The 19,288-nt window shown below is 74.4% G+C and carries 13 protein-coding genes and 1 pseudogene; 5 read left to right on the top strand and 9 right to left on the bottom strand.

Features of this window, described 5'->3' with window-relative positions; genetic code table 11:
- Positions 1-115: 115 nt before the first annotated feature.
- Both cysE and AACH11_RS04780 read right to left on the bottom strand, forming a co-directional pair.
- On the bottom strand, positions 116-895 hold the full coding sequence (cysE, locus tag AACH11_RS04785; RefSeq protein WP_341373063.1) for a serine O-acetyltransferase: 780 nt from the start codon (positions 893-895) through the stop codon (positions 116-118).
- 83 nt (positions 896-978) lie between these two features.
- Entirely contained in the window at positions 979-1,800 is an 822-nt protein-coding gene (locus AACH11_RS04780; RefSeq protein WP_341373062.1) for an RNA methyltransferase, read from the bottom strand.
- Positions 1,801-2,111: 311 nt separating this feature from the next.
- Here AACH11_RS04780 and AACH11_RS04775 point away from each other — a divergent pair.
- A pseudogene (locus AACH11_RS04775) lies at positions 2,112-3,128 on the top strand (inositol monophosphatase family protein); the annotation flags it as partial.
- 759 nt (positions 3,129-3,887) lie between these two features.
- Here AACH11_RS04775 and AACH11_RS04770 read toward each other — a convergent pair.
- The 4 genes from AACH11_RS04770 to AACH11_RS04755 are packed head-to-tail and all read right to left on the bottom strand — an operon-like array spanning position 3,888 to position 9,049.
- Positions 3,888-4,283, bottom strand: coding sequence for a carboxymuconolactone decarboxylase family protein (locus AACH11_RS04770; protein ID WP_341373061.1), 396 nt, complete (start codon positions 4,281-4,283; stop codon positions 3,888-3,890).
- 24 nt (positions 4,284-4,307) lie between these two features.
- Positions 4,308-4,517, bottom strand: a complete 210-nt coding sequence (locus AACH11_RS04765) for a YgaP family membrane protein (RefSeq protein ID WP_341373060.1) — start codon at positions 4,515-4,517, stop codon at positions 4,308-4,310.
- A gap of 18 nt (positions 4,518-4,535) precedes the next feature.
- Positions 4,536-7,934 (bottom strand): efflux RND transporter permease subunit, encoded by a 3,399-nt coding sequence (locus tag AACH11_RS04760; protein WP_341373059.1) that lies wholly within the window; start codon positions 7,932-7,934, stop codon positions 4,536-4,538.
- The gene (locus AACH11_RS04755; RefSeq protein ID WP_341373058.1) at positions 7,931-9,049 is read right to left on the bottom strand and encodes an efflux RND transporter periplasmic adaptor subunit; all 1,119 of its coding nucleotides are present in this window, start codon (positions 9,047-9,049) and stop codon (positions 7,931-7,933) included. The genes AACH11_RS04760 and AACH11_RS04755 overlap by 4 nt, the downstream gene beginning before the upstream one ends.
- 522 nt (positions 9,050-9,571) lie before the next feature.
- Here AACH11_RS04755 and AACH11_RS04750 point away from each other — a divergent pair.
- Entirely contained in the window at positions 9,572-9,985 is a 414-nt protein-coding gene (locus tag AACH11_RS04750; protein ID WP_341373057.1) for an ArsR/SmtB family transcription factor, read from the top strand.
- 21 nt (positions 9,986-10,006) lie between these two features.
- On the opposite strand, the gene ddpX is transcribed toward AACH11_RS04750, so the two are convergent.
- On the bottom strand, positions 10,007-10,582 hold the full coding sequence (gene ddpX / locus AACH11_RS04745) for a D-alanyl-D-alanine dipeptidase (protein WP_341373288.1): 576 nt from the start codon (positions 10,580-10,582) through the stop codon (positions 10,007-10,009).
- Positions 10,583-10,899: 317 nt separating this feature from the next.
- On the opposite strand from ddpX, the gene AACH11_RS04740 reads away from it, so the two are divergent.
- The 3 genes from AACH11_RS04740 (at position 10,900) to AACH11_RS04730 (ending at position 15,545) form a co-directional block, all read left to right on the top strand.
- Positions 10,900-11,760: a PEP-CTERM sorting domain-containing protein gene (locus AACH11_RS04740; protein ID WP_341373056.1), complete on the top strand. Its 861-nt coding sequence runs from the start codon at positions 10,900-10,902 to the stop codon at positions 11,758-11,760.
- Positions 11,761-12,060: 300 nt separating this feature from the next.
- On the top strand, positions 12,061-14,622 hold the full coding sequence (mutS, locus tag AACH11_RS04735) for a DNA mismatch repair protein MutS (RefSeq protein ID WP_341373287.1): 2,562 nt from the start codon (positions 12,061-12,063) through the stop codon (positions 14,620-14,622).
- A gap of 95 nt (positions 14,623-14,717) precedes the next feature.
- Positions 14,718-15,545, top strand: a complete 828-nt coding sequence (locus tag AACH11_RS04730; RefSeq protein ID WP_341373055.1) for a proteasome-type protease — start codon at positions 14,718-14,720, stop codon at positions 15,543-15,545.
- A gap of 29 nt (positions 15,546-15,574) precedes the next feature.
- On the opposite strand, the gene AACH11_RS04725 is transcribed toward AACH11_RS04730, so the two are convergent.
- Together AACH11_RS04725 and AACH11_RS04720 are read right to left on the bottom strand one after the other, a co-directional pair.
- Positions 15,575-16,774: a DUF1513 domain-containing protein gene (locus AACH11_RS04725; RefSeq protein WP_341373054.1), complete on the bottom strand. Its 1,200-nt coding sequence runs from the start codon at positions 16,772-16,774 to the stop codon at positions 15,575-15,577.
- A 205-nt stretch (positions 16,775-16,979) separates the two neighbouring features.
- Positions 16,980-19,283 (bottom strand): MORN repeat-containing protein, encoded by a 2,304-nt coding sequence (locus AACH11_RS04720; protein WP_341373053.1) that lies wholly within the window; start codon positions 19,281-19,283, stop codon positions 16,980-16,982.
- Between the last annotated feature and the right edge of the window lie 5 nt (positions 19,284-19,288).

Here is a 19,288-nt window from a genome sequence, read left to right as displayed (position 1 = left end):
GCACCGGCCACCGCACCGCGCAATACCACCCAGCAGCCGCCGCGGATCCGGCTCCGCCGGTCCGCCAGCGGCGCCCCCTTGAGGGGGAGCGGGCTGGCCCGCTTCGGGGGTGGGCCTACTTCACCAGCCGGTTCAGCCCCTCGGCGTCGAACTGCTCGGTCGTGCAGGCGTCGTGCGGCACGCAGGTCTGGGCCGGCAGCTCGCGGGCGCCGGCCGACAGCTTCTCGATCGCCTGCCACAGCAGCGCGATCTGGTGCTCGTGGCCGGCCGCGTTGTCGATCAGCCCCTTCATCGCCTGCGCCACCGGGTCCTGGCCCTGGGTCACGCCATAGGCCGAGAAGCCCATCTTGCGGGCGGCGTCCTCGCGCTGGCCGTCGGCCGACTTCTGCAGGATGCGCGCCGGGATGCCGACGGCCGTCGCGCCGGCAGGCACCGGCTGCAGCAGCACCGCGTTGCTGCCCACGCGCGCACCGTCACCGACGGTGAAGCTGCCCAGCACCTTGGCCCCGGCCGAGACGATGACGCCCTTGCCCAGCGTCGGATGGCGCTTGGCGCCCTTGTCCAGCGAGGTGCCGCCCAGCGTCACGCCCTGGTAGATCGTGCAGTCGTCGCCGACCTCGGCCGTCTCGCCGATCACCACGCCCATGCCGTGGTCGATGAACACCCGCCGGCCGAGGGTCGCGCCGGGGTGGATCTCGATGCCGGTCAGGAAGCGGCCCAGATGCGACAGGAAGCGGCCCGACCAGCGGAAGCCGCCGCGCCAGGCGCGGTGCGCCAGACGGTGCCAGATCAGCGCGTGCAGGCCCGGATAACAGGTCAGCACCTCCCAGGTCGAGCGGGCGGCGGGATCACGCTCGCGGATGCAGGCGATGTCTTCACGCAGGCGGCTGAACATGGGGAAACGGTCCGGTTGGGGGCCCTCGACGGGCTGGTTGACGACGATCAGGACAGGGGCGGCACCCGGGCCTGCGGCCTTGCTCACACCCCGTCTTGCGGACGGACGAGTGTAGGCCGGTCGTCACGATCGTGCAGGACACGGGCCGGATCGACCGCACGCGCGATGCCGCGCAGGATGTGGAGTTCCTCCCGCGTCAGCCGGGCCCGGTTGAGCAGGGTCTGCAAGCGCGGCATCAGCTTCTTCGGCACCGCCGGGTCGAGGAAGCCGGCGGCCACCAGCACCTCGCGCCAGTGGGCCAGCGCGCCCTCGACCTCGTCGGCGGCGGCCAGCGGCGCCTCGGCGGTGCGCGCGACCACCGGCTCGGCGCCGAGCTGCTGGCGCCATTCATAGGCCAGCAGCTGCACCGCCTGCGCGAGATTGAGCGAGCCGTAGCCGGGCGCCGTCGGGATGCTCAGGCAGACATGGGCGCGCCAGACATCGGTGTTGGCCATGCCGTGACGTTCGTTGCCGAAGACGAAGGCCACGCGCTCACGGCCCGCGATCACCGACGCGGCCAGCGCCGGCAGGTGATCGCGCGGCGCGGCCACCGGCGGACCGAAGTCGCGCGGGGTCATCGCCGTCGCGCAGACGTGGGTGATGCCGACCAGGGCCGCGTCCAGCGTGTCGACGCAGCGCGCGCACGCCAGCACGTCGGTCGCACCGCTGGCCAGCGCGAGCGTCTCGTCATCGGCCAGCACCTGGGGCCCATGGCGCGGCGCGACCAGCACCAGATCGCCGAAACCCATCACCTTGATCGCCCGGGCGGCCGCGCCGATGTTGCCGCGGTGACTCGTGCGGACCAGCACGAATCGCGTGCCATCCCCATGGCCAGGGGCATGGATGGCGTTTTTTTCTTCGATCATTGCGATAGACTCGAGGGTTCGCGTGCGCACGGCAGCCAAAACGGATGCAAGGCCTGCAGGGGCGACGGCGAGCGGTGCATTGTCCACGGCTCCCGCTGCGCCCCCGGCCCTGACGCCTGCCGCACGCCCATCGCTCTTTTCCACCTGCCAGATCCCTGTCCGCCGCCCGGCCCAGAAGCGACCCGCCCGTCGCCCTGTCCGCCACGGCCGCGACGGTCGCCGCCGCAACCCTGCCCACGACGCACGGACGCCGCCGACCGCCGCCCATGCCACCCGGCCCACCGCCTTTCGCCGCACATCCAGGACGCTCCATGTCGCAATCCCTGCACCCGATGCTCAACATTGCCATCAAGGCGGCGCGCGCCGCAGGCGCGGTCATCAACCGCGGCTCGATGGATCTGGATCTGCTGACCGTGGAGAGCAAGGGCCCGAACGACTTCGTCAGCGAAGTCGACCGCATGGCCGAGCAGGTGGTCATCGAGACGCTGCTGCAGGCCTATCCCGGCCACGGCATCCTGGCCGAGGAATCGGGCCGCGAGCACGGCGCACGGGACAGCGACTACGTCTGGATCATCGATCCGCTGGACGGCACCACCAACTTCCTGCACGGCCTGCCGATCTACGCGGTCTCGATCGCGCTGTCGTACCGCGGCCAGATCCAGCAGGCCGTCGTCTACGACCCGGCCCGCAACGACCTGTTCTATGCCTCGCGCGGCCGTGGCGCCTACCTGAACGACCGCCGCATCCGCGTCTCGCGCCGGGTGCGCATGGCCGACAGCCTGATCGGCACCGGCTTCCCCTTCCGCAAGGGCGACAACCTGCAGCGTTACCTGCGGATGTTCGAGACGGTGATGACGGCCGCGGCCGGCCTGCGCCGCACCGGCTCGGCCGCGCTCGACCTGTGCTACGTGGCCGCCGGCTGGTTCGACGGCTTCTTCGAGACCGGCCTGAACCCCTGGGATGTCGCCGCCGGCTCGCTGATCATCACCGAGGCCGGTGGCCTGTGCGGCAACTTCACCGGCGAGGCCGATTTCCTGAACCAGCGCGAGCTGGTCTGCGGCACGCCGCGCATCTATGCGCAGATGGTCAAGATGCTCACGCCGTTCAGCCGCGTGATCAAGGCGGACGAGGCCTCCGATGCGGCCGCAGGCGCGCCGGGCGCCGGCGTGACGCCGACCGAAGCCCTGGCGGCCAGCATGGCGCGCGGCATCGGTGGCGAGGGCGCGGACGAGGGCACGACCGCCCCGACGGCGACCGATGCCGCCGCACCGGCACCGGCCAAGCGCAAGCCGCTGCGCATCCGCAAGACGGCTGAGGAGGCACCGGCCGAGGTCGCGGCCATCGCCCGCGCCGACGTGGACGCCGCGCAGGCGGATGACGCCACCGGCACGGCCACCGACACCGCCACCCCCAGCGACGAGGCCGTCACCCCGACCGACGATGCGCCGGCGGCCGACAGCCCCGCCGCGCCGCGCGTGATCCGCCGCATTCCCCGCGAAGCGGCGCCGGACAGCCCGCCCGCCCGTGAACAGACCCGTGCGCCGCGTGACCGTGCGCCGGCCGATGGCCGTGGCCGTGACGACAACCGCGGCAGCTGGGGTGGCGACCGCGACAACCGCAACGGCCCGCGCGGCCCGGCGGACCGGGGCCAGGGCCCGCGCACCGGCGCGCCGCGCGGTGACAACGCCTGGGGCGCCCCGCGGGGCGACGGCCCGCGCGGTCAGGGCCCGCGTGGGGACAATGCCTGGGGCGCGCCCCGGGGTGATGCCCCGCGTGGCAACAACGCCTGGGGCGGTGCCCCGCGGGGTGACGGCCCGCGCGGTCCGCGCGCTGACGATGACCGCCGTGGCCCGCCGCGCGACGGCCAACCCGGCGCACGGGGTCCGCGCCCGGCCGGCGGCGGCCAGGGCCCGCGCGGCCCGGGTCGTGGCCCGGCGCCCGCGGCCAAGACCGGCCGCGGCAAGCCGCGCGGCTGATCGACGAGCGCTGCCGTCCGCGGACGGGCAGCGCCCGGACCGGCGTCGGCCGCGCACCGGCGGCCGGACCCGGCGAGCGGACCGGCAAGAAGGCCTGGCCTGGCGTGGCCGTCAGGCCTGCGCAGGCGCCGCCGCCGAAGGGCTGAGCGCCGCCGCGGCGCCCGCCGCCGCATCGAACTGCTGCCAGGCCTGCAGCGCGTGGGCCGCATACATCAGCGACGGCCCGCCGCCCATGTAGACGCACACGGCCAGCATCTCCTCCAGCTCGGCCTGGGTACAGCCCAGCCGCACCAGCGCCTGGGCATGGAAGCCCAGACAGGGGTCGCAACGGGCGGCCACCGACAGCGCCATCGCGATCAGCTCCTTGGTCTTGGCATCGAGGGCACCCGGCTGCATCGCGGCGCCGGCCAGGGCCGAGAAGCCGCGCAGCGGCTCGGGCGTGTCACGGCGCAGCTGCGACAGCAGGCCGGAGACCTCGCGCGTGATCTCGGGATAGGACTTGCTCATGCGGGACTCCTTCGGACAACGGGGTCAACAGCCGCCCTGCACGCCGAAGCGGCGCAGCAGCGACTCCATCAGGCACCAGCCGGTCAGCGCGCTCTGCAGCAGGTTGACGCCGACGAAGGCGGTGAAGGCCAGCCACCAGGGGCTGAGGAACAGCGGGCTGCCCGGCACGCCGAGGGCCAGCGAGAGCAGGATGAAACTGCCGGCCACCAGCCGGACGATCTGCCAGGAACGCATGGGCGCTTTCTCCTCAGGTCAGGGGTTGTCGGTGACGGCCAGGACGGCCGGTGCGGGCGCATGGGATGCATCGGGCGCATCGGCGGAGGGACCGCCCATGGCCAGCCAGTACAGCAGCGGGATCACGACCAGCGTCAGCACCGTCGAGACGGCGATGCCGAAGATCAGCGAGATCGCCAGGCCGTTGAAGATCGGGTCGCCGAGGATGAACACCGCGCCGCCCATCGCGGCCAGCGCCGTCAGCACGATGGGTTGGGCGCGGGTGATGGCCGACTGCACCACCGCCTCGCGCAGCGGCACGCCGGCCGCGCGCTGCAGGCCGATGAAGTCGACCAGCAGGATGGAGTTGCGCACGATGATGCCGGCCAGGGCGATCATGCCGATCATGCTGGTGGCGGTGAACTGCGCGCCCAGCAGCGCATGGCCGGGCATCACGCCGACGAGCGTCAGCGGGATCGGCGCCATGATGATCAGCGGCACGCCGTAACTGCCGAACTGCGCCACCACCAGCAGGTAGATCAGCACCAGGCCGACGGCATAGGCCGCGCCCATGTCGCGGAAGGTCTCGTAGGTGATCTGCCACTCGCCGTCCCACTTCAGCGCATAGCCCGACAGGCCGTCGACCGGCGCCGAGATGAAGTGCTCGGCGACGGCGCCACCGTCGGGCGCCTGCAGGCGGGCGATCTCGCCGCGGGCGGCGAACAGGCCGTAGAGCGGGCTGTCGACGGTGCCGGCCATGTCGGCCACCACCATCGCCAGCGGCAGGCCGTCCTTGTGCCAGACCGGCTGCTCGCGCCGGCTGTCGACCACCCGCACCAGTTCGCGCAGCGGCACCAGCGCACCGGCGGCACCGCGCACGCCCAGCTGCAGCAGCGTATCGAGCTCGCCCTGCTGCGCGGGCGGCAGCTGCAGCAGCACCGGCGTCGCGCGGCGGCTGCCGTCATGGGCGTAGGCCACCGCCTCGCCCGCCTGGGCGGCCTGCAGCGTGGCCACGATGTCGGCCACCGCGACGCCGGCCTGGGCCGCCCGCGCGCGCTCGACCTGCAGCAGCAGACGTGGCGCCTCGGCGATGCGGCTGTCGTCGAGATCGACCATGCCGGTGGTGCGGGCGAAGATGGCCCTCACTTCAGCCGCCAGGCGGTCACGGCCGGCGGCCTCGGGGCCGTAGATCTCGGCGACGATGGGCGCGAGCACCGGCGGGCCCGGCGGCACCTCGACCACCTTGAGCGTCGCACCATGGCGCGCGGCGATCGCCTGCAGCGGCGCGCGCCAGGCGGTGGCCAGCGCGTGGCTCTGGCGGCCGCGCTGCGCCTTGTCGACCAGGTTGATCTGCAGATCGCCCTGCTCGGGATCGCTGCGCAGGTCGTACTGGCGCACCAGGCCGTTGAAGGTGATGGGCGCGGCGGTGCCGGCATAGGCCTGGTAATGCCGCACCTCAGGCTGCTGCGCGACCCAGGCGGCGAGCTCCTGCAGCACGGCAGCGGTGCGCTCGAGCGTCGAGCCGGCCGGCAGATCGACCACCAGCTGCAGCTCGCTCTTGTTGTCGAAGGGCAGCATCTTGAGCTGCACCCAGCCGAGCGCCGGCAAGGCCATCGAGACCACGAGCGCCAGCCCGACGCCCGCAGCCAGCGCGCGACGGGCCGCCGGTCGGCGCGCCAGCAGCGGCGCGTACAGACGCCGGAAGGCCGGCGCCAGCCAGCGGCTGAGGGCCCCGCTGGGCGCCGCGGCCGCGGCCGGGCCGTGGGCCGCCGCACCCGTGGCGGCAGCGTCCGCGGCATGCGGCTTCATCCACAGCCGCGCCAGCCAGGGCGTCAGCACGAAGGCGATCAGCAGGCTGAGCGCCATGCCCAGGCTGGCGTTGATGGGGATGGGCGCCATGTACGGCCCCATCAGCCCGCTGACGAAGGCCATCGGCAGCAGCGCGGCGATCACCGTCAGCGTGGCCAGGATGGTCGGCCCGCCGACCTCGTCGACCGCCGCCGGAATCAGCTGCGCCAGGCTGCGCCCGGGGTGCAGGGCCTGATGGCGGTGGATGTTCTCGACCACCACGATGGCGTCGTCGACCAGGATGCCGATCGAGAAGATCAGCGCGAACAGCGAGACCCGGTTGAGCGTGAAGCCCCAGGCCCAGCTGGCGAACAGCGTGACCGTCAGCGTCAGGCCGACGGCCACGCCGACGATGGCCGCCTCGCGCCGGCCCAGCGCCAGCCAGACCAGCGCCACCACCGTGGCGGTGGCGAACAGCAGCTTGCCGATCAGCTGGCGCGCCTTGTCGTCGGCGGTGCGGCCGTAGTCGCGGCTGACGACCACCGCCACGTCGGCCGGGATCAGCGTGCGCTGCAAGGCCGGCAGGCGGGCGGCCAGCGCCTCGGCCACGTCGATGGCGTTGGCGCCGGGCTTCTTGGTGATGGCCAGGGTCAGCGCCAGCGATTCGCGCGGCGTGGCGGCGGCGGAGGCCGCGCCGACGCCGACGCCGCCGGCGGCGGCCACCGGGGCCACAGATGCCGAGGCCGCTGTGGCCGCCGGCCCGAGCCCGTGCCAGACCCGACGCTCGGGCCGCGGCGTGCCCTCGCGCAGCGTGGCCAGCTCGCGCAGCAGCACCGGCCGGCCGTCGCGCACGGTGACCACCAGCTCGGCCAGATCGTCGAGCGTCTCGATGAAGCCGCCGGCCTGCAGGGCGATGCGCCGGTCGTCGCGCAGCAGATCACCGGCCGGCGCGGCCGCATGGGCGGCCTGCAGCGCCCGCCGCAGATCGGCCAGGCCCAGGCCGGCGGCCGCCAGCCGCGCCGCATCGGGCTCGACCACCAGCGCGCGGCCGGGGGCGCCGATCAGCGTCACGTCGCGCGTGCCCGGCACCCGCTTGAGCTCGGCCTGCAGCGTGCGGGCGACCCGTTCGAGGTCGACCGCATCCTGGTCGTCGCGCGTGGCGTGCAGCGTCCAGGCCAGCACCGGCACGTCGTCGATGCCCTTGGGGCGGATCAGCGGCGGCGACACGCCGAGACCGGCCGGCAGCCAGTCGGCATGGCTGGAGACGGTGTCGTGCAGGCGCACCAGGGCCTCGCTGCGCGGCACGCCGACCTGGAACTGCACCGTCACCAGCGCCAGACCGGGCCGGCTGACGCTCATCACGTGCTCGACGCCGGCCATGCGCGAGAGCACCTGCTCGGCCGGCGTGGCCACCAGGTTCTCGACCTCGCGCACGGCCGCGCCGGGGAAGGCGATCATCACCTGGGCCATGGTGACGTCGATCTGCGGCTCCTCCTCGCGCGGCGTGACCCACACGGCGAAAAGGCCCAGCAGCAGCGCGACCAGCGCCAGCAGCGGCGTCAGCGGGGTGAGCAGGAAGTGCGCGGCCAGACGACCGGCGGGGCCGGTGGCGATGGGGTCGGCGCGGTCGGTGGGATCGGCGTGGCTCACCGGGCGACTCCGGAGGCTCGGGCGGGACCGGCGGACCGGTCGCGCGGATCGGTACCGGCGGCGGCCTCGGTGACCCCGGCGGGCGGGGCGGCCACCGCCGGCAACGGCGCCGGCACACGCACCTGCTCGCCCGGGCGCAGGCCGGAGAGCACCAGGACGCGCTCACCGTCGGCCCGCCCCAGGCGCACCTGGCGCAGCAGCGGGCGCCCCTCGCCGTCGAGCACCTGGACCGCGGTCAGCTCGCCGCGGCGCACGATGGCCGCCAGCGGCAGCTGGATGCCGGCGGCATCGGCAGGGATGCGCCACAGGGTGGGCGCGGCGGGCCCGGCGCCACCGGCGACCGGCGCGCCGGCGGGCGCGGTCGCGGGCGGGCGCGGCAGGGACGAAGCCGACGGGGCCAGCAAGACCGACGGGGCCGGCAGCAGCAGCCGGGCGACCATGCCGGGCACCAGGTCCAGGGTGTCGGGCGGCAGCTCGGCGCGCAGCGTCTGCGTCAGGCTGGCGCCGTCGGCCTGGGGCAGGCGCTGCCAGCGGCTGACCGGCAGCCGACGGCCGCCGACCTCGACCGCCAGCACCGCGTCGGGGGCCAGTCCGGCCAGCACCGACAGCGGCAGCGCCGCACTCACGCGCAGGCGGCGCGGATCATGCAGTTGCAGCAGCGGCCGGCCGGGCAAGGCCATGTCGCCGATGGCCACCGGCACGGCGGCGACGACCGCGTCATACGGCGCGCGGATCTCGGTCCAGCCGGACTGCGTGCGCGTCAGACGGGACTGCGCCTGCACCGCCTGCAACTGGGCCTCGGCGGCGCTGTCAGCCGCCTGTGCCCGCTCGAGCGCGGCGGCGCTGATGAACTGCCGCTGCTGCAGCGCCTGTTGCCGCTGCAGGTCGCGCCGCGCGAGATCGGCCTGCGCCCGCGCCGCCTCGACCTGGGCCAGACTGGCGGCGTCGGCCTGGCGGGCGGCCTGGGCGTCCAGCCGCAGCAGCAGCTGGCCGGCACGCACCCGGTCGCCGGCCTGCACCCGCAGCTCGACCACCGCGCCGGCCACCTGGGCCGCGACCGTGGTCTGGCGCAGCGGCTCGACCAGGCCCTCGTGGCGGCTGGCGACGGCGGGCACGGCGGCCGGTCCGGCTGCACCGGCCTGGGCCGCGGCCGGCGAAGGCAGGGTCGACACCAGCGCGAAGAGCCCCGCGATCCACACCGCGAGGTACGGCGGAACAGACGGCGGAACAGACGGCGGGACACACGACGCGGCCGGACGGCCGATCCGGGCCGGTGACCGCGGCGGCAGCGGCAGCACGGCAGCGGAACCACAGGACGACCCGCCGTGAGGATCGGGCGGCGGCAGGAGCGGTGCGGGACGGGCGGCGGGCATGGTGCGGTCAGTGGGCGGCAGGCTGCGGGCCGCGTGGAGCCGGGGGAACACCCGTCACCACGGGATGACCGGGGGCGGGATTTGTTCTATTATTTGCGCACTCACGCAAGTAGTCAAACAAAGAACAAAACCCGATCCTGGACCCGGCCTCGGCCCGCGCTCAGGCGCCGCAGCGGCCGGCAGCAGGCATGATCGCGCCCCGACCGCTGTCCTCCGCCCCTGCCCGGCGCCTGCACACCGGCCCCACGACTGCGGATGTACCCGATGGAACTGCTGCCCGACGACGCCCTGATCCAGCTGGCGTCCTACTTCCAGGCGCTGGCCGAACCGAGCCGGCTGCGCATCCTCAACCTGCTGCGCGACGGCGAGCGCAGCGTGGGCGAGCTGGCCCGGCACTGCGGCTGCAGCCTGGCCAATGTCTCGCGCCATCTGGGCCATCTGGCCCAGCAGGGCCTGGTGCTGCGCGAGAGCCGGGGCACCAGCGCCTACTACCGCATCGCCGATCCGGCGGTCTACCAGCTGTGCGATCTGGTGTGCGGCCAGATCGCCCGCCAATGGGCGCATCAGGCCCGGCGTCATGCGGCCTTCGCGTCACCGGGGCAGCCGGCCGCCGAGCAGCCGGACACGACGGACGCGGCCGTCAGCGGCAGGCCCGCAGGCCCCTCAGGCCAGATGTAAGCGCACGCTCCAGCCGCCGGCTCAAGCCGCCGGCGCGTCGACGAAGCGAGGCGCCTGGCTGCCGTCGTCGATCAGCGGATAGCGCGCCGCATCGGGCAGGTTGTAGTGCCACCACTCGCTGCCCAGATGCACCCAGCCGCTCAGGGCCATCAGCCCCGCCAGCCAGGCCCGATGCCGCTGGGCCTGCGGCGTGATCGTGGTGCAGCCGTGGGCCGAGGCGGCACTCATCTCGTCGAAGCCGGTGCCCATGTCCAGCGGACGGCCACCGGCGTCCGCCAGGGTCAGGTCGACGGCGATGCCGCGGGTGTGCATCGAGCCCACGCGCGGATCGGCCACGTAGGCCGGATCCGGCAGCACCTGCCACAGCCGCCACTGCGCGGCGGCCGGTCGCCAGGCGTCATAGACGCGCAGCCGCAGGCCCTGGGCGGCGGCCAGATCGGCCGCCCGCACCAGGGCCGCCATCGCGTCACGGTGCAGCAGGGCCTGGCCATGGTCGTACAGCGGGCGGCCGCTGATGTTGTCCGCGCTGGCGTAGCGCAGATCGATGTCGATGGCCGGATGAACGACGGGAACGAGCGGCATGGCGGAGGTCCGGATGGCATGGCCCGTGCTGGCCTGCGCGTCGCGAGCGACCAGGGCGACAGCCACGGGGAAGGTGTCCGACATTGTCACAGGCGGTGATGTCCGTGACGGGCGATCTGCGGAGACAAGCGGCCCGGTCGACCGAGGCCGGTGACGCCCACGACGCGTGCATCCAGGCATCGCCCTGGTGCGTCGGCATTCACCGGTGCACCGGGTCGGCGCCAGCGCTCGTCAACCACCTTCATACGGGGGGGCTAGGGGATACCCGGCCGAGGACCCCCGCCGTTAGCATGCTTCCAACGCGGACAGTGACACCTCAGGAGGACGTCGACATGAACCAGAATCTGATGCAGAGCGGCCTGGCAGCCGACTCGGCCCGCCCGGCCACGACGGTCACGGCCGAGGCCCCGAAGCGGGGCTGGATCCAGGCCCTGGCGTCGCTGACGCTGGCCGTCGCCGGCTGGCAGGCCACGCCGGCCGCCGCGACCGAGCTGACCTTCGATCCCAGCGCACTCGGCCTGAGCGGGACCACCTTCAGCTTCGACGCGCTGTACGGCGGCGAGGCCTCGGTGCTGTCCAACGCGCGCCTGCCGGACAACTCGCTGGTCTGGTACGAGGAAGGCTATCTGTCGATCGGCATGGCCACGCTCAACGGCGTGCCCGTCGACACCACCGGCCTGGGCACGGACTACTCGCTGTACGTGCACTTCGCGATCAGCGGCACCGGTGCCGGCCAGAACGCGTCGGGCCTGATCGAGCTGGTCGCGGCCGAGGGCGTGACCAGCTTCGACGTGGCGCCGCTGACCGACTGGCCCTACGCCACCGCCTATGCGCTCAACACCGGAGCCACCTACACCCTGGCCACCGTCGACCTGGTGGACTGGCATGCCGGCGCGACCGTGGTCTCGCTGTCGCCGCTGGAAATGGACCTGTGGACGACGCTGACGGCCACGCTGAACAACCAGAGCAACGGCGCGCTGAGCAGCAGCGCGATGTCGACGCTGGTGTCGGGCTACTTCGACCATCCCGCGGCCGGCAACCAGATCCTGGGCGGTGGTGCGGTGGTGATCATCACCGGCGGCACCGACGTGCTGAGCTTCAGCTCGGCCGTGCCCGAGCCTTCGTCGTGGGCGCTGATGGGCGCCGGCGTGCTGGTCGGCGGCCTGTCGCTGCGCCGCCGCCGCCAGGGCTGAGACCCGGCTGATCCCGGCAGGCCGCGCCCGGCGCACCTGCCCTCCCCACGGGCCGCAGACGCGGCCCGTGCGTCTTGGGCCGGGTCGGATCGGGTCCGGCTCGCCCGGCCCGGCCGAGCCCGCCCGGCACCGGCGGACACTTGGCCGACAATCGGCGCCCCCGAACCCGTCGTCCACCTGACGTCCCGCCCCGTGAGCGCCGAGCCCTCCGTCACCGATCCGCAGCCCGCCGGCACCGCCGCGCCCGCCATCGCCCCGGTCATCGCCCCGGCCATCGACTACGCGGCCCATACGCCAGTTATGGGCCAGTATCTCCGGATCAAGGCCGAGTACCCCGACACGCTGGTGTTCTACCGGATGGGGGACTTCTACGAGCTGTTCTACGACGATGCGCGCAAGGCCAACCGCCTGCTCGACATCACGATCACCACCCGCGGCCAGTCGGCCGGCGAGCCGGTGGTGATGGCCGGCGTGCCGGTGCACGCGGTCGAGAACTACCTGGCGCGGCTGATCAAGCTGGGCGAGGCGGTGGCCATCGCCGAGCAGGTCGGCGAGGTCGGCGCCAGCAAGGGGCCGGTCGAGCGCAAGGTGGTGCGCGTGGTCACCCCCGGCACCATCACCGACACCGAGCTGCTCGACGAGCGCTGCGACACCCGGCTGCTGGCCCTGCACCGCCGCCGCGCGACCTGGGGCCTGGCCTGGCTGGGCCTGAGCAGCGGCGAGCTGGGCGCCACCGAATGCACGGAAGCCGAACTCGGCGGCTGGCTGGCCCGGCTGGAGCCGGCCGAGCTGCTGATCTCGCAGGCCGACGCCACCGCCGCCCTGCCGCCGGCCGTGCTGCAGCTGCGCGCACCGCGCACCGTGCGACCGGACTGGCAGTTCGACACCGCGCTCGGCCTGCGCAAGCTGTGCGCGCTGCTGCAGGTGGCCTCGCTGCAGGCCTATGGCGCCGAGGCGCTGGGCGTGGCCCAGGCCGCCGCCGCCGCCCTGCTGAGCTTCGCCGAGCACACCCAGGGCCAGGCCCTGGCCCACGTCGGTGCGCTGCAGGTCGCGCGCGCCGATGCGCTGATCACGCTGCCACCGGCCACGCTGCGCAATCTGGAGCTGACGCAGACCCTGAGGGGCGAGCCCGCGCCCACGCTGCTGAGCCTGCTCGACACCTGCGCCACCGGCATGGGCAGCCGCCTGCTGCGCCACTGGCTGACCCATCCGCAGCGCGCGCGCGACGCCGCCAGCGCGCGCCACCAGGCGATCGCCGTGCTGCTCGACGCGGCCCAGGCCCATGCCCGCATCCGCCAGGCGCTGCGCGGCAGCAGCGATGTCGAGCGCATCGTCGCCCGGCTGGCGCTGCGCCAGGTGCGCCCGCGCGAACTGGCCGGCCTGCGCGCCACGCTGCTGAACCTGCCCGCGCTGCGGCAGACGCTGCCGCCGGCCGACGGCCGCGCCCCGCTGCTCGACCGCCTGCACGACGGCCTGCAGCCGCCGGACGCCATCGCCGCCCTGCTGCACGCGGCCATCGCCGAGGAGCCGGCCGCGCTCGTGCGCGACGGCGGCGTGATCGCCAGCGGCTTCGACGCCGCACTCGACGAGCTGCGCGCGATCAGCCAGAACTGCGACGCCTTCCTGCTGGACCTGGAGACGCGCGAGCGCGCGCGCACCGGCATCGGCAACCTGCGCGTGCAGTTCAACCGCGTGCACGGCTTCTACATCGAGGTCACCGCCGGCCAGATCGACAAGGTGCCGGCCGACTACCAGCGCCGCCAGACGCTGAAGAACGCCGAGCGCTACATCACGCCCGAGCTCAAGGCCTTCGAGGACAAGGCGCTGTCGGCGCAGGAGCGCTCGCTCGCTCGCGAGAAGTGGCTCTACGAGCAGCTGCTGGAGCAGTTGCAGGTCCATCTGCAGCCGCTCGGCGCGCTGGCCCGCGCACTGGCCACGCTCGACGTGCTGGCCGCGCTCGCCGAGCGCGCCGACACGCTGGAATGGTGCCGGCCGCAGTTCGTCGCGCAGCCGGCCATCGAGATCGAGGCCGGCCGCCATCCGGTGGTGCAGGCCCGCCTGCAGGAGACCGACGGCCCGCCCTTCATCGCCAACGACTGCCGGCTCGACAGCCGCACGCGGATGATGATCGTCACCGGCCCGAACATGGGCGGCAAGAGCACCTACATGCGCCAGATCGCGCTGATCGTGCTGCTGGCCTCGATCGGCAGCTGGGTGCCGGCGCGCGCCTGCCGGCTGGGGCCCATCGACGCCATCCACACCCGCATCGGCGCGGCCGACGACCTGGCCAACGCCCAGTCCACCTTCATGCTGGAGATGACGGAGGCCGCCGCCATCGTGCATGCGGCCACGCCGCACAGCCTGGTGCTGATGGACGAGATCGGACGCGGCACCAGCACCTACGACGGCCTCGCGCTGGCCGGCGCCATCGCCAGCCATCTGCACGACCGCAACAAGGCTTTCACGCTGTTCGCCACGCATTACTTCGAACTCACGGCGTTTCCGCAGCAGCACGGCCAGGCCGTCAACATGCACGTCTCGGCGGCCGAGAACGGACATGACATCGTGTTCCTGCACACGATCGAGCCCGGGCCGGCCAGCCGCAGCTACGGCGTGCAGGTCGCGCGCCTGGCGGGCATGCCGGCCAGCCTGGTGCGCCAGGCCCGTGCGACGCTCGGTGCGCTGGAGGCCCAGTCGCGGGCCGAGCAGCCACAGGTCGACCTGTTCGCCCCGCCGCCCGAAGACCCGGCCGCGGCCGAGCCGAGCGCGGTCGAGCGCGCACTGGCGGCCGTCGATCCCGACGCGCTGACCCCGCGCGAGGCGCTGGACGCGCTCTACCGGCTCAAGCAGATCCCGCACTGAACCCACCGCGGCAGAATCCACGACGTCTTCCGCCCTCGCGCCCGGCTCCGCGGCGCCCCGCCTTCCCGCCCCTGCCTTACGCGCAGCCCCCGCACATGACCTACTGCATCGGCATCCGCCTGAACGCCGGCCTCGTCTTCCTGTCCGACAGCCGCACCAACGCCGGCATCGACCAGATCAGCACCTTCCGCAAGATGATGGTCTATGAACAACCGGGCGAGCGCTTCATGTGCCTGCTGTCGGCCGGCAACCTGTCGATCAGCCAGAGCGTGCGCGAGCTGCTGCAACTGGAGAAGATCGACCGCGGCCCCCAGCAGGAGCCGCTGACGATCTGGAATGCCGAGAGCATGTTCGACGCCGCGCGCGTGCTGGGCGCCACCGTGCGCCGCGTGCACGAGCAGGACGGCCCCGCCCTGCGCGCGGCCGGCGTGGACTTCAACTGCACGATGATCCTGGGCGGCCAGATCAAGGGCGAGGCGATGCGCATGTTCCTCGTCTACTCGGCCGGCAACTTCATCGAGGCCACGCGCGAGACCTGCTTCTTCCAGATCGGCGAGAGCAAGTACGGCAAGCCCATCCTGGACCGTGTGCTGACCCCGGCCACGCCGCTGGACGAGGCCGCCAAGTGCGCGCTGGTCAGCATGGACTCGACGCTGAAGTCCAACCTGTCGGTGGGCCTGCCGCTCGACCTGCTGGTCTACCGCGAGGACAGCTTCCGCACCGAGCAGATCGTCTGCCTGGACGAGGGCAATCCGTACTTCCAGATGATCCACAGCACCTGGGGCCAGCGCCTGCGCGAGGTGTTCGAGGGCATCGCCGACCCGGTGTGGGACGGCAGCGCCAGCGCCCACCCGCTGCTCACGCACAGCGAGCGCCATGCGCCGCTGGGCAAGATCCGGCGCCCGGAGGACCGCATCGTCTGAGGCCGCGGGGTGTGGCCTGACGGCCGGACTCAGGTGTCGGCCAGCCGCACCAGGTGGTTGTCCGGCAGCACCGCCACCGGCCAGGGCAGCAGCCGGGACGGCCCCTGCAGCCGCCACAGACCCAGCCCGCGCGCCGCCCCGATCAGCACGCCGGGGCCGACGGTCGCATCCGCCGGCTCCAGCCGCGCCAGCGCGCAGGCCTCGGTCAGCTCGGCCACCGGCCGCAGGGCCGGCGCGGCCGTGGCGCCGTCAGCGGCGACCGTGCGCGACGGATCCCACCACAGCGCCATGCCCGCCTTCTGCCCGCTGAGCACGAAGCCGCCGCCGGGCGCGGCCGCGATGTCACCGGCATAGCCGGCCGCCTTGCGCGGCGCCTGGGCGTCGACGGCGCGCAGCTGTGCGCCATCGAACAAGGCGAGCAGCGGCGCGGCCTGACGGTCCTCGGCCCGCGCATGCTCGGCCTGCAGGGCGATGCCCAGGCGCGGCGCGCCCGCCTCGCCCGTCGACCAGGCCAGATGGCGCAGGCTCAGCCAGCGGTCGGCCAGCGACCACCGCCCGAGCACCCGGCCGTCGCGGCCGTCCAGGCGCCACAGGCCCGGGCTCAAGGGCTCCGCGTCGCGCCGGCGGCCGTCGGGCCAGCGCGGAATGCCGCCGACGGCCACCAGCAGATCGCCTTGCGCATCGCACACCATCTGGTGCGGATCGATGCCCGGGCCGTCGGCACGGCCATCGTCCAGCGGCCAGGAGGCGCGCAGCTCCAGCGTCTGCGCGTCGCGCACGCCGATCCAGCCCCGGCCGTCACGCGGGTCCGTCTCGCTGGTCCACAGCCGGCCATCGGGCGCGGACAGCACATGGCCGTTGAGCGTGCGGCGCTCGCCCGCCGCCTCCAGCCGGTGCAGGCGATGACCGCCCTGCCCGTCCAGCCGCGCCAGCCAGCGCCCGGGCCGGTTGGCCACGACCAGCACGCTGCCATCGGCACCGGCCTGCAGACCGTGCGCGCGGTCCGGCAGATCGTGGGCGTGCAGCAGGTCCAGCCGGACCTCGTCAGCCTGCTCGTCCAGGCCCAGCACCGCGGCCTGCCAGGCCGCCGGCCGGCCGGCCGCGTCCAGCCGCTGCCAGGCGGTGGCCAGGCGCCAGGGCCGCGCCGGCCCGGACACCGTGGCGGCGTGCAGCACGGGCGCGCCGCCCCATGCCGCACCGGCCCATGCCGCACCGGCCCAGGCCGCCATCCAGGCCTGTTTCAGGGCCGCACGCCGCCCCGATCCGTCCGGCCGCCACCGTTCCACCATCACCTGCCTCGCTCGTCATCAAGAATGATTCGCAATCATAGACAGCGGAGGGCCGGCGCGGGCGGGGCCGCGCCGCGGATCTGATCCGGCGCAAGACGGGTGCGGATCCGGCCCGGCGGCGGTGGCGCCCCGGATCCGGCCGTGCTCAGGATCCGGCGGCGGGAGGGGGGGGTGCAGTCGGTGCAGTCGGTACGGCCGGTGCCGGCGGGCGGACGGCCGCCGTGCCGCCAGCGCGGGTCAGCACGCCGTCTCCGCTCTGCTGGTCGTCCTGGAAGCGGCCGTCCCAGCGGTCGCCGTTGCGCCAGACGAAGCGGCCGGGGCCATGGCGGCGTCCGGCCTGCCAGGCCCCGTCGTAGACATCGCCACTGCTCCAGGTGTAGCGGCCCTGCCCCTCGGGCTGGCCCTCGTGCAGCGCGCCCTCGTAGACATCGCCGCTGGCGTACTCGAGCCGGCCCTGGCCCTCGGGCAGACCGGCACGCACCTCGCCGACATAGACGTTGCCGTTGGCGAACACCATGCGCGCGCGGCCCTCGGCGCGGCCCTGCACCCACGGCCCCTCGTAGCGCTGGCCGCTCAGCCACTGGTAGCTGCCCTGGCCGTGGGGCTGACCGCGCTCGAAGCGGCCGCTGTAGACATCGCCCGACGCATAGGCCATGCGGCCCTCGCCCTGGGGCTGGCCCTCGACGAAGGTGCCCCGGTAGAGGTTGCCGTTGACGTAGCGCATCGTGCCCTCGCCGTCGGGCTGGTCGGCCCGCCAACGACCGACATGGTGCTGGCCGTTGGCCCACTGCAGCTCGCCCTGGCCGTGGCGCCGGCCCTCCAGCACCTGGCCCTGGTAGTCGTCGCCGTTGGGCCAGCGGATGCGACCTTCGCCGCTGTAGGTGGAGGCGCCCGGGTCGCGCAGGAAGCGCCCCTGCATGCGCGTGCCGCCGGCCAGGGTCAGATCGACCGGCTGCGGGACCTGGGCGGCGATGCGGGCCGGGTCGCGCTCCAGCGGCACGCTGGCGGCCGGGCCCGGGCCCGGTGCAGGACCGGCCGGGGCGATGGCCGCCGCGGCGACCAGGGTCGAGCCGGTCACGGCCAGCGCGGCCGCGCCAGCGCCAGCGCCGGCCCCGGCCGACAGCGCACCACTGGCCACCGCCTGGCCCGCCGCCACCGCGGACGTGGCCGCACCGACGACCGCACCGGCCGGCGCCACGGCGCCCACGGCCATGGCGGCCTTCGTGGCCTGGGCCGGGGCGGCCGCCCCTTCGGCCACCCCTTCAACCGTCACCGCGGCCGCACGCCGCAGGCCGGCCGTGGCATCGGCGGCCGACACGGCCGCACCGGTGGCGGTGGACGCCACGGCCGGGGAGGCCGTCCTGGCGACCGCGGCCATGCCGGATGCGGTCGTGGCGGCACCCGCACCCGGTGCGCCCGAAGCCACCGAAGCGCCCGTCACCGCGGCACCCGACGCCGCGGCACCCGGCACGGCGACACCGGACACCGGTGCCGCCGCACCAGCCACCCCGGCCGGACGGGCCGACCCCGGCGTGCGGCCCGCCGCCGGGCCGGAGGCCGTGGCCGCCGGCGCCCCCGCCGCCCCCGCCGCCGTCCGGGGTGCGGCCACGGGCGCCCGCACCACCGGCAGCGGCGGCAGGTCCAGCGGCCAGGAGGCGGCCCAGGGCGTGCCGCGCTCGCGCGCCTGGGACTGCGCCTGGCTCGTCGCCAGATCCTGCGGCTGACCCTTGCAGTGGCTGGCCGTGTCACGCCACAGCGTCTCGGCGATCTGCTGCTGCTCCTGGCGCTCGGCCGGCGGCAGCGCGGCGGCGGCGTTGCGCAGCTTCTGCGTCCAGGTGCGGGCGCGGTCGAAGCGCGGGGCGCAATGCTCGACGTTGTGGCCGTCGACCGCCACCTGATCGCGCCGCTGCAGCGCCAGCTGCTGTTGCGCACCACGGCAATGCTCGGCCGCCAGCTCCCACAGGCTCTCGGTCTTGCGGAACAGCATCGCCGCATCGGACCAGCGGCGATCGGCGGTGGCCTGGCGGGCCAGTTCCTGCAGCGCACCGGCATCGCGCTGACCGCCCAGGCAGGCCTCGCCGGCATCCAGCAACTCGCCGAGTGCCGCGCGCACGCCCTGGCTGTCGGCCAGGTTGCGCGCCGCCCGCTCGCGGGGCTTGCCCTCGCACAGCTCGACGGCCTGCTGCCACAGCGCGATGGCCTGGTCGAACAGGACCGCCTGCTCGCTTTCCGGCGCCTTGCGCGCCTGGGCCGAGCTGGCCTGCAGATCGACCGCGGCCGCGCGACCACTGATGCCGGCGCAGGTCGGCGGCGGGGCCGGCGGAGCGGGAGGGGCCGACGGCAGCCCCGGCGACGGAGCGGCGGCCGGTGCGGCGGCCTGGGCCGGCTCGGCCGACGCGGCAGGCGACGGCGCGGCGGCGGAAGCCGGTGGGACGGCGGCGGGTGGCACGGTGG

This window comes from Pseudaquabacterium rugosum, from assembly GCF_038066575.1.
GTDB lineage: Bacteria > Pseudomonadota > Gammaproteobacteria > Burkholderiales > Burkholderiaceae_C > Pseudaquabacterium > Pseudaquabacterium rugosum.
Note: the sequence above shows the minus strand (reverse complement) of the source record. Positions and strands in the feature narration are given on the sequence as shown.

Coding starts and splice junctions, on each gene's coding strand:
- cysE (WP_341373063.1), bottom strand. CDS start 895: ATGTTCAGCCGCCTGCGTGAAGACATCGCCTGCATCCGCGAGCGTGAT.
- AACH11_RS04780 (WP_341373062.1), bottom strand. CDS start 1,800: ATGATCGAAGAAAAAAACGCCATCCATGCCCCTGGCCATGGGGATGGC.
- AACH11_RS04770 (WP_341373061.1), bottom strand. CDS start 4,283: ATGAGCAAGTCCTATCCCGAGATCACGCGCGAGGTCTCCGGCCTGCTG.
- AACH11_RS04765 (WP_341373060.1), bottom strand. CDS start 4,517: ATGCGTTCCTGGCAGATCGTCCGGCTGGTGGCCGGCAGTTTCATCCTG.
- AACH11_RS04750 (WP_341373057.1), top strand. CDS start 9,572: ATGGAACTGCTGCCCGACGACGCCCTGATCCAGCTGGCGTCCTACTTC.
- AACH11_RS04740 (WP_341373056.1), top strand. CDS start 10,900: ATGAACCAGAATCTGATGCAGAGCGGCCTGGCAGCCGACTCGGCCCGC.
- mutS (WP_341373287.1), top strand. CDS start 12,061: ATGGGCCAGTATCTCCGGATCAAGGCCGAGTACCCCGACACGCTGGTG.
- AACH11_RS04730 (WP_341373055.1), top strand. CDS start 14,718: ATGACCTACTGCATCGGCATCCGCCTGAACGCCGGCCTCGTCTTCCTG.
- AACH11_RS04725 (WP_341373054.1), bottom strand. CDS start 16,774: ATGGCGGCCTGGGCCGGTGCGGCATGGGCCGGTGCGGCATGGGGCGGC.